This window comes from Micromonospora tarapacensis (genome assembly GCF_019697375.1).
GTDB lineage: Bacteria > Actinomycetota > Actinomycetes > Mycobacteriales > Micromonosporaceae > Micromonospora > Micromonospora tarapacensis.
Map to the genome: position 1 here is coordinate 3,800,303 of NZ_JAHCDI010000004.1, position 12,878 is coordinate 3,813,180.

Below are 12,878 nucleotides of genomic sequence, written 5' to 3' on the forward strand. Positions count from 1 at the left end.
GTCACGACGGGTCACTTCCCTTCGATGTCAGCGTCACTGTGACAGACCAGCCGCCTTCGGTCGTCGGCCCGGCCGCGAACCGTGCGCCGATCAACTGCGCCCGTTCCCGCATGCCGATCAGCCCGACCCCGCTGCTGGTGCGCGCCGCCGGCTCGGGACGCCGCGCCGGCGGACCGTTCACCACCGCCAGCGACACCTCCCGCGGCAGGTAGCGCAGCGTGATCAGCACCGGCGCGCCCGGCGCGTGCTGCCGCGCGTTGGACAGCGACTCCTGCACCATCCGATAGAGAGCGACATCGGCGATCGGCGGAACCGGACGTGGCGGCCCCTCACCCACGAACTCGACCGGCGTGCCCAGGTCCCGAGCGGTCCGGACCAGGTCGTCGAGCACGGCCAGCCCTGGCACCGGAGCGCTGCCTTCGCCATCGTGGCCGGGTGTGTCGCCGCCACCGCTGCCGTCGGCCGGGGTGCCGCGCAGCACCCCGACGACCAGCCGCAGGTTGTTGAGGGTCTCCTTGCCCTGGGACCGGATCCAGGCCACGCCGGACTTCGCCGCCTCCGGGTCCCGGTCGATCAGCCGGTGGACCGCCGCCGCCTGCACCACCATCCCGGACAGGTGGTGGGCGGCGACGTCGTGCAGTTCCCGAGCCATCTGGGTGCGTTCCGCCTCGATCGCGGCCCGCACCTTCGCCTGCTGGACCCGGACCGCATCGGCGGCCTGCAGGCGCAACAGCTGCGTGTAACGTCGACGGGTCGCCACGTAGTTACCGACGACGACCGCGCCGAGGTTGGACAGTGCGCTCGACCCGGCCGGGCCGACAGCCGACAGCAGAAGGTCCGGCGTCGTCACGGCGGCGGCGCCGAACGCCGCTGTCGCCTCGACCGCCACCGCCGCGCCGACAAGAACGAACGCCGTCCTGGCCGGCAGCAGAACCCCGATGGTGTACGCGACGACGAACGGCGCGAAACCCCGGATCGTCACCTCTGGTGGGGACAGGGCGATCATGGCGACCTGAAGGCCGACGATGCCGGCGAGGCAGTGCAGCGGGCGGACCCGACGCAGGCAGAGCAGCAGCGCCTGCCCGACCCCGAGGGCGACGAGCAGCCAGGCCCGCACCGGGCCGAGCACGATTTCGCCCGGCGGCGTCACGACCCAGAACAGGGCAGCCATCAACGTGAACGTCATCCCGGCGACGCAGGCCGCGAGCAGACAGTCCCGGGCGAACGGCCCGGCCACCCCGAGGTTGGTGAGCAGTACGTCCAACCGCTTCGTCAGCCGGGACTGGTCCGCCGGGTCGGTCGGCTCGGCGGTGACCGGGCCGCCCTCGATGTGATCGTTCACCGGGTCAGCATCCTCTGCTCGTAGATCGAGACGGATCGGGAGGGGTCGGGTCGGTCAGTAGGAGATGTTCGGCGAGAGCAGCATGAACTCGACGGCGAACCAACCCGTACCGGCGAGGGCCAGCAGGACCAGGGCGCTGCCGGCGGTCCGCGACCAGCCGACCCGCCGGCGGACGTCGTCCACCAGCCGGACCGTTGCCGGGATCACCCCGAGCAGGCCGATCAGCTGGGCCACCTGCACGTTCCGCAACGAGACGGTGGAGAGATCCTCCAGGCCCATGATGAGCACCAGACTTCCCACCCAGCCGCCGACCGCGAGCAGGGCGCAGCCGACGGCGACGCGGCTGAGAATGCGCGCGGTGCGTCCAGCCCGATCACGCGGTGCCCGGCGCCGCAGCCGGCGACCGATCGCCCCGATCGGCCAGGCCAGGACGGTGCACAGGAGGATGACCACCGAGCCGACGATCACCGGGACGGCCAGCCAGGTGCTGCGTGCGGTCTCGACGGGCACCAGGGCGAACGCGGAGTCGAAACCGATCACTTCGACCTGGCCGTCGACCGCCCGCATCGCGATCGTTTCCTGCCCGCCCACCTCACGCCAGACCCAGGGCTCGATCTCTTCGTAGACGGCGGCCACATCGGACATCGGACGCGGTTCGAGCAGCAGCCGGCCGTCATCGCGGACGCTCACCGTGGTGCGCCCGGACAGGCCGATCAGGGTCAGGAAGTTGCTCTCGATCGCGCGGGAGCTTTCGTAGGTGCCGGCGGCCATCGCGGCCCGCTCGGCCGTGCCCGAGGCTTCGGTGGTCGGGGCGGTCAGCTCGGTCGCCGGCACGTTGTTCGCCGCCGCGCCGGGCACCGCCGGGAAGTAACGGTCGGCGAAGGCTTTCGTCAGCTTCTGTCGAAGCTGGTGGTTGGCCAGGGACGACGTACCGGTGCTGTTGAGCGAGACGAACAGGCCGGCACCCTCGTCGGGGTAGATCTGCAGGTGGGTGTGGAAATAGAGGGTGTCGCCGCCGTGGCCGATGATCCGCCGGCCGTTGCGGCTCTCGTCGAAGAACCCGAGGGTCATCCGGGGTGCACCGGCGAGGGTGCCGAGCGTGCTGGCGTCGAGCGCCGGCTGGTGCATCAGGTCGAGCGTCGGCTCGTCCAGAATCGGGGTGTCGCCGACCGGTTCGCCCAGGTGGGCGAGCATGAAGCGGGCCATGTCCGGGGCCGAGGCGCTCATCGACCCGGCGGGCGGGGTGCCGACGATCTCGAAGTACCCGGCCGGGGACGACGCGTTGTCGTACCCGTTCGAGACGCGGCCGGCCAGGTCGGCGGGGAGCGGCTGGTCGAAGGAGGACGACGTCATGCCGAGGCGGTCGAAGACGTTGCGGTCGACGTACTCCTCGAAGGGGATGCCGCTGACCCGTTCGACGATGTACCCCGCGAGCGAGTTGCCGTAGTTGGAGTAGGCCGGCACGGTGCCCGGCCGGTAGATCTGCTCCGGCGGATCGGTGACCAGGGCGTCGCGTAGGACGGCCTCGGTGCCTTCCCTGCCGATGAGGCCGGCGATCCGCTCCTCGAACCCGGCGGTGTGGGTCAGCAGGTGCCGAACCGTGATCGGCTCGTCGAAGCGGCGGGGAATGGCGAAGTCGAGGTAGTCGGCGATGTCGGCGTCGAGGTCGACCCTGCCGTCCTGGACGAGTTGCATCACGGCGGTGGCGGTGGCGAGCTTCGACACCGAACCGATCCGGAACAGGTGCTGCTCGGGGTCGACCGGCACCGGCTCGGTGCCCTCGCCACCGGTGTCGACGTGGCCGTACCCCCGGGTGGTGACGGTCTCGCCGTCCTTGACGACGGCGACCGTCGCCCCGGCGATGTCATTGGCTTCCAGCGCGGCCGGGAGCATCTCGTCGAGCCAGGCGTTCACGTCGCCGGCGTCCAGCACTGCCGGTGCGACGGCTGCTGCCGGGGCGTCGCTCGTCGGGGCCGGCTGCTGCGCGGCACCGGCACCGCAGCCCGCGACGCCCGCTGCGACGACGATCACGGTTGCCAGGGCGGCACCGAGACGCCGCAGGTGGAGCATCGGACGGGACGGGTACGACCGGAAAGCGGTCTGCTCTGGTGCATCGTTCTGGTTCATGCCGAAAGCCTGCTGCAGCGGCACGGCCGCGCCATCTGGCGCAGGACCACATTCGACTTACGACCAAAGTTGGAGGCTCAACCGGCCAGCCGACGTAGCCGGTCGTAGAGCCAGCCCGGCAACACCCGATCACGGGCGGTCAACTCGTGTCGCTCCCGGATGGCAGCGGCCAGATCCACGGTCGCCTGCTCGCCTCCTTCCTGATGCTCTCCGACACCTCGTCGAGGATGGTGCGCGGATGTTGTGCGCCGGCGCGAGGATCAAGGTCCTGACCTGCGGATCTGTCGGTTCTGAGCAGGTGACTTCGCTCCGCATGAGTGGTACGACTGGGTGTGGGATCGGTGGCCCAGGGACGGACTTCCGGCCAGGTCGCCACCGCCGCGTCGCCGACAGCCAGGGCAGAGGATCCGCCCGGTGGGGTGGTGGTCAGTAGGAGGTACCGCCGTGCATCTCACCCGCACCACCGCCCCACACCGACCAGCGGGGTCACAGTCGGGGAGACGACCGTGACGGGCTCGGACAGCAGCGAGAACGCCGCGGCCTACAACCGCGGTGTCGACGCGGGTCGAATCGAGCAGCGTCTGCAGGGCCACGACGAACACCTGCGGCGAATCAACGGCTCGATTGATGCGGTGACCCGGGCGTTGCAGGCTCTGACCGAGGAGTTGCGCACCAACGCCACCCGTTTGGATGCGCGTGTGACCTCCGGTCGCCGGGACGCCGACGAGCGGGACCGGATCGCGGCGGCTCGGTTGGATGAGGTGGGCATCGCCGAGTCCGAGAGGACGGTCCGGTGGACGGCGTGGCAGCGCTGGTTCGCTGTCGTGGGCGCGGTCGTCCTGGTCGTGAACTTCGGCCTGGGCCTCTACCTGGCGTTCGTCCGCTGACCCGCCCCGTGGTGACGGGCGCCGCCCAGGCCGAGCTGACAACGGCCCGGGCGGCGCGACGCGACCTGCGGCTTTTCCTTGGCCCGCAAGGCGAGGCGGCGAGCACGGTCTTCTCCGTCAGCGGGTCGGGCCGATGGTCGCGGGGCGCCAGGCCAGCCAGCCACGGCACAGCACGTAGGCCGTCGCGACGACGGCGACCAGCGCGAAGTCGATGACGGCCGACAGCTGTGCCTCGGGAACGTTCCCGATCATCACGCCGAACACGACGAGAGCGGTCTTTCCGGCGAGCACCAGCTCCCAGACGCCCGCCGACTGGCGCGGCCTGATCGCGAGCAGGGCGAAGATCCCGGCGAAGATGGCGAAGCTGGAAACTCGCCAGCCTTCGATGAACAGGCGGTCGTCGGGGGCGTTGATCGTCAGCAGCACGCCGTTGACAAGCGCCACGACCGTCGCGAGGGACGCGACGGCCGCGAGCGCGCGACCGGCGAGGTCTGCGTGGCGGGTGGGGGCGGCGGTGCCGATGCGGGAAGCAGTCGCGGTGGTCATGGGTGGGCCTCATCTCTAGGAAACACGTGTGAACTTACAGCCGTAAGCTTACTGGCATACCTAACACCTGTAAAGTCCGGGGGTGACCACACCGAGAACGCGAGCCCGCAACAGACGCGGCGAAGGTGCCCAACTGCGCGACGAGATCGTCGACGCCGCCATGAAACTCCTGGAGGACGGCACGCCAGAGAGCGTGACCCTGCGAGCGGTGGCCCGGCAGGCCGGCATCGCCGCGCCGTCGATCTATCCGCACTTTCCGGACCTGGACTCGATCCTGCTCGCGGTCGCGCAGCGCGCGTTCGCCATCCTGGAACAGGAACTCGGCGAACCGGATGACGCGGATCCGGCCGGGCGCCTGCGAGCGATCTGCGCGGCCTACCTGACCTTCGCCGAGCGCCGGCCCCACCAGTACCGGGTGATGTTCGGGGCGGTCTGGGACGCCGGTGCCGCCCTGGAACGGGCCCCGGCGCTTGCGGATCAGCTTGCCACGCTCGGCATGGGCGCCTTCGACGTCATCCAGCACTCCCTCGCGGACTGTGTCGCGGCGGGGCAGTCCACAAGCGCGGACACCTTCAGTGACGCGACGGCGCTCTGGGTCGGGCTGCACGGCATCGCCCAGCTCCAGGTGGCAGCGCCACTGTTCCCCTGGCCACCGGACCTGCGGAACTCCATCATCGACCGACTGGCGTTGCTTCGCTGATCGAGCCGGTCAGCTGCTGCATGTCAGGGGACGGGCGATAGAGGTACACGCTCACCGGACTTGTCCCGGGGCGAGACGTACACCGTCATGCGGGCCACGCTGCCCGGCGCGGCGCGACGGCGGACCGGGGCCGCCCCCGGAGCATCACGCGTCGCTCCGGCCCACCGTTCGCTCAGCTCCGCAGGTCGAGCAGGGCCTTCCGTTCGACATCGGTCAGCGGGCCGCGGGCCCCCGCGGCGAGGCACTCGGCCAACTCGGTGCGGTTCTTCACGCCGAGCACCACGGTCGCCACGCCGGGGACGCTCAGGGCGTACCGGTGGGCCAACGAGGCGGGCGACTCGCCGAACTCGGCGGCGAGCGCGCGGAACCGCTCCGCCCGGGCGAAGTCGACCGCGACCGGGGCGTCGTCCTCCACGGTCCGGTCGATCTCCCCGGTGAGCGCTCCCGCCGCCACGGCACGAATAGCGATCACCGAGACGCCGTCGTCGACCGCGGCTCGGCGGATCTCGTCGTTCCGAGGCTCGGCCGACGAGCCGAGCAGCCACATGTCGCCACTGAGGTCAAGGGCGTTCACCACCGCCTGGACCGCATCCGGGCGCGGTTGCTGGTGCATGGCGTCGATCACGGTCTGCGGGTGGCCGACACCGGTCAACCCCCAGGCCCGGATCTTGCCCTCGTCCCGCAGCCGTTCGAAGGTCGGCACCACCTGGTCGCGGTACAGGTCCCAGCCGAGGGTCCGGGGAGTGGGACCGGTCCAGCCGTGCGGGTGCAGTTGGGAGTGGAGCAGGAAGAGATCGAGCTGCTCGCGGCCGAGACGCTCCAGGGTGGCGTGCAGGCTGCGGACCATCTTCTCCGGGAGATCCCCACCGTCCTGCTCGGGCAGTTCGATCTTGCTGGTGACGAGGACGTCCGCAGCCGCAGAGCCGCGCAGGGCGGCACCGGCGACGTTCTCGGCCGCGTAGCCGTCACCGTAGGTCGGGGCCAGGTCGAGCATCGTGACGCCACCGTCGACGGCCGCCCGCACGGTCGCCACCGCCTCGGCGTGGTCGGTCGCCCCCCAGACACCGCCGATCCCGCCACCGCCCAGGGTGAACGCGCTGACAGTGCCGAGACGACCGAAATCCCTGCTTTGCATCTGCACCTCCGTGACGGAACGTGGCCGCCATTCTACTGACTGGACCACCACTCACATCAATGCGCTGGCCCGCGCCCCGTGGACCCGGAACAGCGCCGCGTACCGATCCAGACACCCGTCCACGCTGAACTCCTCCAGGGCCCGCTTGGCACCCTCACGTCGGGTGTCGGCGTCCCAGCCGAGCACGTCCAACAGCGCCACGCGCAGTCCGGCCGGGTCCCGCGGCTGGACGACCCTCCCCATCCCGGTGGCCAGGACCGGATACCGGCCACCGGGCAGGTCGGTGGTGACCGACGGGATACCGCACATCATCGCCTCGGCCTGCGCGATGCCGAAGGATTCGGCGACGGAGGGCAGGGCGAACGCGTCGATGGACGCGTAGAAATCGTTGATCTGGCGGCCGCGGAGCAGCCCGAGGATCCGGATCCGGGGATCCCGTTCGGCGGCCGTCCGGATCCGGTCGATCACGCTGCCGCCCGCGACGGTCAGATAGTCGCCGCCGACCAGCAGCCGCGCCTCGGGATCGGGGATCTCGGCGAACGCGGCGACCAGGTAGTCCAGGCCCTTGTCCGGCACGATCCGGCCGAGGAAGCCGATGTGTGGGCCGCTGGTCTCCCGGTATGCCGCCTCCCCGCCGCGCCGGTCCAGGCAGGGCGCCGGGATCGCGGACCGCTGGCTGGACCGCAGGATCGACCAGAGCTCCGAGTACTGCGCCTGGTCGTCGCTGTTGACGACGACGGCGTCCGAACGGCGCAGCGTGACCCGCGACGACACCCGCACCGCGGCCATCGCCGCCCGGGTCACCAGGGTGGGCGGCAGCCAGAGGTCGATGTGGTAGGTGGTCACCACCGGCACCCGCAGCGGCAGGGCGGTGATCAACGCTCCCTCCAGCATCGGCAGGTGCAGGTTGACCACCCGCGAGCGCCGGGCGACCCGGCGCACCAGGAACGGGAAGCCGGGACTGACCGGGCCACGGCCGACCGACGCGACCACCGGGCTGCGGTAGACGTCGACGCCGTTGCGGCTCTCTCGCAGCGGAAGCGCCGGGTCGTGCCGGACGGCGACCACCGCCACCCGCCAGCCCCGCCCGGCGAGGCCCTCGGCGAGCACCCGGGCCACCTCGGTCAGCCCGCTGACGTAGGGCGAGTAGTAGTTGACCGCGACGCAGAGGTCGTATTCGTGGGAGTCTTTGCTGCTCACGGGCTTCTCCAGGGGTGTCGATCGGTCACCGGACGGGCCAGGCGCTGGCCAACATCGCCTGCGCCAGCACCGCCGCCCAGAGGCCGAGATTGACCAGCAGCGCGCGGTCCCGGACGAGTTCCTCGACCGGATCACCACCGAAGCCGCCTATGGCGATCATCTGCAGGTAGCGGTGTACCGCGAACGCGGCGAACGGGAAGGTCAGCCCCGCGGTGACCGGCCCGTACGGCGGTGTCTGGGTCCAGACGAAGGCGACGTAGCCGATCAGCGCCGCCACCACGTTCACCACCACGACCTGGTCCAGGAAGTGGACCGAGTACGCGCGCAGCGCCGGCCGGTGCTCGCCGGCCTCGCCGCCCGCGGCCGACAGGGCGGCGAGTTCGTGGCGTCGCTTGCCGAGGGAGAGCGCGAGGCACGCGCAGTAGACCCCGATCAGCAGCGCCGGATGGACGGCCGCGCCGACCGCGATGGTGCCGGCCAGCACCCGCAGGACGAATCCGATGGAGACGACCGACACGTCGACCAGGGGCTGGTGCTTGAGCGCCAGGCAGTACCAGAGGTTGAGGGCGAGATAGCCGGCGACGACGACGCCGGTCAGGCCGGGTAGCAGGGTGGTCAGCGCGGTGGTGCCGGCGAGCAGGCCGACGAGGAGTATGACCGCTGCGGTCGTGCTCACCCGCCCGCTCGCCAGTGGGCGGTGTCGTTTGACCGGGTGCAGCCGGTCGCGCTCCCGGTCCCTCAGGTCGTTGAAGACGTACACGGCCGAGGCGGCGGCCAGGAAGCTCAGCAGCGTGCCGAGCAGCGGCACGATATGGGTCACCGCGGCGCCGGGGGCCGCCACGAGCGGTGCCGCCAGCACCAGGCCGCCCTTGACCCACTGGCGGGGCCGCAGCAGGACGAACAGTCCGGTGACGCGGGCCAGCGGTTTCAGCGCCTGCACGGCGACCGCCGGGTCGACGGAGACCACGGGCAGGTCCGACGAGGTGGGGCTCGGGACTTCCAGGGCGTGATTCATGGCGGACCTCTCCTTGCTCCGTGGAGTGTCAGAACAGCGCCTTCGCCAGGCTCAGGGCGCCCTGCTTCCAGGGGTCGCGGTGAGTACGTCCGGCGCTGCGCCGCGCCCCGGCGGCGTTCGCCCGCCACCACTCGTACGTCTTCAGCAACGCCTGTTCGTTGCTGAACCGCGGATTGAATCCGAGCCGCTGGGTCGCCCGGTCGATCGAGACGTACGAGTCTCGGGTGAGCTTGTGCACGAGTCGCTTGTAGACCGGGGAGAGGCGCGTCGCGGCGAGCACGCGCAGCGCGGCGACGGCGGGCCCCACCGGCATGGCCAGGACCCGCCTGCCGTGGCCGGCGGCGTCCAGGACCGCCTGGAAGTCCTCCCGTAGGGTGCGGAACTCGCGCGCGCCGATGTTGAACGTGTCGTTGGCCTTGTCGTCGGGCGCCTCGCAGATCAGCTGAATCGCCGCGCAGAGGTCCTCGACGTCGAGCATCTGGGTGGCGACGTCGCCGCCGCCGATCAGCGGGAAGTGCCGGCCCTCGTCGGCCCACTCGAAAAGCATGGCGAAGAGACCGAGACGCTCCTCGCCGAGGAAGGTCTTGGGCCGCACGATCGGGGCGCAGAGGCCCCGTTCGCGTTGCCGGAGCACGGCGGTCTCGGCGCCGAGCTTCGCGGCCGAGTAGGGGTCCACCGGTTCGCACGGGTAGTCCTCCGGCGTGGGGCAGTCCCGGGGCAGTCCGTAGACGGCGGTGGACGAGATGTGCACGAACCGTTCCACACCGGCCCGCCGCGCCGCGGCCAGCGCCGACCCGGTGCCCTCCACGTCCACCGACCGGATCTCCGCCGCCCGGTGGCTGGGCAACGCGGCGGCGGAGTGGATGACCACGTCGGCGGAGCGGAAGGCGCGGGTCATCGCCTCGACGTCCCGGACGTCGGCCCGGACGAAGGCCGCCCGCCCTCGCACCCGGGGCGCGAGTGGACGGATGTCCACTCCGGTCCACGTCACTCCCGGCCAGGGGCGCGCCAACAGCGCGGTGCCCAACATGCCGGCGGCTCCGGTCACCACAACGTGCACTTCCACCTCCCGTTTCGGAGAAATGCCGCGCTCTCGACGGCAGTGTCACGACCGCACGGCGGCCGCGTTTCCGGCATTCGCCGCTATCCGATATTCACCGACCGACCATCCGTCGGTCACCGTTACCGACCAATCGGGCGGCCGGCCAAATGCCGGGCAAGTCGCATATCGGACCGACCAGCCCCGCCCCGCCGACGCCAGCTCCGTGCGAACGTCGATAGGCTGCACGTGCTCCATCCGGCGACTCCTTCATCGGTGGCGAATCCGGCATTAGCGCTCGTGACGCTAGTGAGTGACGATTGCCCCCTCCTTGGTGTCCGGGACAAGCTTCGAGCAAGGTGCCGATCGATACCTTTTTTCCGGCCGGTACCGACCACGGCGGGAACCGGAGCCACGTAAAGGAGTTGCCATGACGGAAGCGGCGGCAAGAACGACCGCAATAATGGACGAAAAGGATCCGGAGTTGTCGCCGGAGCAGCCTTCCGCCCGGTCCCGGCGTGCCCGCTGGGGAGTGCGCCTCGCGGCCGTGGCCTGCGTGGGCTGGCTGGTCGTCGTCGTGCTGCACCATCTACTCAGCGCCCGGACGTACGTGTGGGGACCGGTGGACCTGCTCCCGCCGATCGCCTGGGCGGCGGTCCCGGTGCTGCTGCTGCCCGTCGCCTGGCTGGCGCGGCCGATGCGCGGGCGGCTGGTCGGGGCGGCACTGCTCGCCCTCGTGCTCGGCCTTGGCTACAGCGGGATCAACTTCGCGACGGTGTTCCACACCCCGCCACCGGCGCCCGCCGACGCCGTCAAGGTGGTGACCTGGAACACCGAGTACTGGGATCAGGACCGGCGCAACGGCGGGGAGCAGCGCACCACCACGGGGCAGTTCTACGACTTCCTGCGGGAGATGGACGCCGACGTCTACATGCTGCACGAGTACGCCAACGTCGACGACTCGCTGGTCGACATCTTCGCGCAGGCGTACGAGATCGACCAGACGGCGCAGTTGAAGGCCGCGTTCCCCGGCTACACGATCGTCCGCGAGGGGCGCAACGTCACGCTCACCCGGCTGCCGGTGGTCGGGCACGCGTGGCTCGACTCGCAGCCGTACCTGCCGGACGATCTGAAGCCGGTGCCGCCGGCCCTGGTCGACCGACCACTGTTCTACACGTCACAGGCGCTGCGTACCGACATCCGGGTCAACGGCCAGGTCGTGTCGTTCTACAACTCGCACGTCTTCCAGCCGCCGGTTCGGATGCTGCTGCTGCGCAGCGACGACGACCGGAACATGTTCGAGATCGACCGGTTCAACTTCGAGATCCGGCAGGCCAGCTACCAGGCCATCGCCGCCGATCTGGATAAGAACCCGAACCGGGCGGTGATGGCCGGCGACCTGAACACCTCACCGTCGATGAATCTCCTCGACATGGTCTCCGACCGGCTGGTCGACCAGAGCAGGGCGCTTTCCTCGCTCTACCCGGTTACCTGGCCGGTGGGCGACAAGCCACGAATGTGGCGTATCGATTGGCTCTTCACCACTCCGGACATCAAGGTGCACAGTTACGACCTGACCCTCCCCAAGGGCCTGTCCGACCACAAGGCCCAGCAGTTCGTCATCTCGGCACCCTGACTGAGATGAGCGTCACATTGGCGCCAAACACGCGGTGGCGGGCCATCCCGGAGCATTTAACGAGCATGAAACTGATCGACAGCTGTCTACCGATGCCGGTCAGGCACTAAGGTGGTCGGCGGGTCTTCTCGACGGCGAGAAACCGACGAGTAGGTGCGTCGTCCACCTCCCAGTGCAGCCGAATTCCTGCCCGAGGAGCATCAATGAAGCCCGCCAAGACGCCACTGGTGTCAGTGGTAATCCCCTGTCACAACAGCCGGAAGACGATCGCCCTGAGCGTGCTCTCGGCATTGCACCAGACCCACCCGTCGATCGAGGTCATCGTCGTCGACGACGCCAGCACCGACGAGACGCCGGAGATCGTCGGCAAACTCGGTTGCACGCTCATCGAGCTGACCGACAATGTCGGCGCCGGCCCGGCGCGCAACCGCGGCATAGCCGCAAGTAGCGGCGACATCCTCTTCTTCCTCGACTCCGATGTCGCCCTCGCCCCCGACGCGGTCGCCAACGCCGTGAAGATCTTCGAGGAGAACCCGTCCTACGGTGCCGTCTGGGGCGTCTACGGCGACCGCCCCCTGGTCGACGACGGCGTGGTGGAGTGGGTGCAGGTGCTCTACGGCCACTACCGCGCCACCCGCAAGCTCGGGCCGGCACGGACCGGCCACTTCGCCAGCGGCGCGGTGCCCCGCTGGGTCATCGACGATATCGGGGCGTTCGACGAGCGGCTACTTGGCCAGTACGCCAACGAGGACCACGAGTTCAGCCTCCGGATCGCGGAGCACTACCCGGTCACCCGCACCCTGTCCGTGATCGGTTACCACGACGACGACGACCAGCTGTCCTCGATCCTGCGGAAGCTCTACCGGCGGGCCGGCTCACTGGTTCCCCTCGTCCTCAAGCAACGCGGGCTGAAGCCCGAGCGGGAGGCCACCCACCGGCCGGCCGAGGTCGCGGCCGCCTTCCTGGCCACCACCAGCCTCCCCCTGGTGCTGGTCTCCCCCTACCTGGCGGCCGTTCCGGTCGCCTTCCTGACGTGGTTCATCGGCGTCGACCTCCCCCTGTTGAACTACGTCCGACGCACCGCGGGCTGGCGGATGGTCCCGCCGAGCGCGCTACTCAGTTTTCTGTACAGTCTCGCGATTTCCGCGGGCGCGTTGAGTGGTGGCCTGCGCTACGTGCTCGACGCGCGCTTCCGACAGAGGTACGGGACACCGGCCGGCGTCCACTAGAACGCCTGCCGTCGTCAGACGT

At 70.1% G+C, this 12,878-nt stretch carries 11 protein-coding genes; 4 read left to right on the top strand and 7 right to left on the bottom strand.

Annotated features, from left to right (window positions below):
* Position 1: 1 nt before the first annotated feature.
* Together KIF24_RS34700 and KIF24_RS23180 are read right to left on the bottom strand one after the other, a co-directional pair.
* The gene (locus KIF24_RS34700) at positions 2-1,342 is read right to left on the bottom strand and encodes a sensor histidine kinase (RefSeq protein ID WP_221085823.1); all 1,341 of its coding nucleotides are present in this window, start codon (positions 1,340-1,342) and stop codon (positions 2-4) included.
* 54 nt (positions 1,343-1,396) lie between these two features.
* Positions 1,397-3,469 carry a serine hydrolase domain-containing protein gene (locus tag KIF24_RS23180; protein ID WP_221085824.1) on the bottom strand — a complete coding sequence of 691 codons (2,073 nt, stop codon included), beginning with the start codon at positions 3,467-3,469 and terminating at the stop codon, positions 1,397-1,399.
* Between the two features lie 506 nt (positions 3,470-3,975).
* On the opposite strand from KIF24_RS23180, the gene KIF24_RS23185 reads away from it, so the two are divergent.
* Positions 3,976-4,356 (top strand): hypothetical protein, encoded by a 381-nt coding sequence (locus tag KIF24_RS23185; RefSeq protein ID WP_221085825.1) that lies wholly within the window; start codon positions 3,976-3,978, stop codon positions 4,354-4,356.
* A 117-nt stretch (positions 4,357-4,473) separates the two neighbouring features.
* Here KIF24_RS23185 and KIF24_RS23190 read toward each other — a convergent pair whose 3' ends face one another.
* On the bottom strand, positions 4,474-4,902 hold the full coding sequence (locus KIF24_RS23190) for a hypothetical protein (RefSeq protein ID WP_221085826.1): 429 nt from the start codon (positions 4,900-4,902) through the stop codon (positions 4,474-4,476).
* An 82-nt stretch (positions 4,903-4,984) separates the two neighbouring features.
* Between KIF24_RS23190 and KIF24_RS23195 the strand changes: the two genes are divergently transcribed.
* Positions 4,985-5,602 (top strand): TetR/AcrR family transcriptional regulator, encoded by a 618-nt coding sequence (locus KIF24_RS23195; protein ID WP_331461250.1) that lies wholly within the window; start codon positions 4,985-4,987, stop codon positions 5,600-5,602.
* Between the two features lie 172 nt (positions 5,603-5,774).
* On the opposite strand, the gene KIF24_RS23200 is transcribed toward KIF24_RS23195, so the two are convergent.
* Genes KIF24_RS23200 through KIF24_RS23215 form a run of 4 tightly spaced genes read right to left on the bottom strand, consistent with a single transcriptional unit; the run spans position 5,775 to position 10,012 of the window.
* Positions 5,775-6,737: an aldo/keto reductase gene (locus tag KIF24_RS23200; protein ID WP_221085827.1), complete on the bottom strand. Its 963-nt coding sequence runs from the start codon at positions 6,735-6,737 to the stop codon at positions 5,775-5,777.
* 51 nt (positions 6,738-6,788) lie between these two features.
* Positions 6,789-7,937, bottom strand: coding sequence for a glycosyltransferase family 4 protein (locus KIF24_RS23205; protein WP_221085828.1), 1,149 nt, complete (start codon positions 7,935-7,937; stop codon positions 6,789-6,791).
* Between the two features lie 25 nt (positions 7,938-7,962).
* On the bottom strand, positions 7,963-8,952 hold the full coding sequence (locus tag KIF24_RS23210) for a UbiA prenyltransferase family protein (protein WP_221085829.1): 990 nt from the start codon (positions 8,950-8,952) through the stop codon (positions 7,963-7,965).
* A 28-nt stretch (positions 8,953-8,980) separates the two neighbouring features.
* Positions 8,981-10,012: an NAD-dependent epimerase/dehydratase family protein gene (locus KIF24_RS23215; protein ID WP_221085830.1), complete on the bottom strand. Its 1,032-nt coding sequence runs from the start codon at positions 10,010-10,012 to the stop codon at positions 8,981-8,983.
* A 409-nt stretch (positions 10,013-10,421) separates the two neighbouring features.
* Here KIF24_RS23215 and KIF24_RS23220 point away from each other — a divergent pair, with 409 nt between their 5' ends.
* Positions 10,422-11,627, top strand: a complete 1,206-nt coding sequence (locus KIF24_RS23220) for an endonuclease/exonuclease/phosphatase family protein (protein WP_221085831.1) — start codon at positions 10,422-10,424, stop codon at positions 11,625-11,627.
* A 203-nt stretch (positions 11,628-11,830) separates the two neighbouring features.
* Positions 11,831-12,856 carry a glycosyltransferase family 2 protein gene (locus KIF24_RS23225; protein ID WP_221085832.1) on the top strand — a complete coding sequence of 342 codons (1,026 nt, stop codon included), beginning with the start codon at positions 11,831-11,833 and terminating at the stop codon, positions 12,854-12,856.
* The last annotated feature ends 22 nt before the right edge of the window (positions 12,857-12,878 follow it).

Coding starts and splice junctions, on each gene's coding strand:
- KIF24_RS23180 (WP_221085824.1), bottom strand. CDS start 3,469: ATGAACCAGAACGATGCACCAGAGCAGACCGCTTTCCGGTCGTACCCG.
- KIF24_RS23220 (WP_221085831.1), top strand. CDS start 10,422: ATGACGGAAGCGGCGGCAAGAACGACCGCAATAATGGACGAAAAGGAT.
- KIF24_RS23210 (WP_221085829.1), bottom strand. CDS start 8,952: ATGAATCACGCCCTGGAAGTCCCGAGCCCCACCTCGTCGGACCTGCCC.
- KIF24_RS23200 (WP_221085827.1), bottom strand. CDS start 6,737: ATGCAAAGCAGGGATTTCGGTCGTCTCGGCACTGTCAGCGCGTTCACC.
- KIF24_RS23190 (WP_221085826.1), bottom strand. CDS start 4,902: ATGACCACCGCGACTGCTTCCCGCATCGGCACCGCCGCCCCCACCCGC.
- KIF24_RS23225 (WP_221085832.1), top strand. CDS start 11,831: ATGAAGCCCGCCAAGACGCCACTGGTGTCAGTGGTAATCCCCTGTCAC.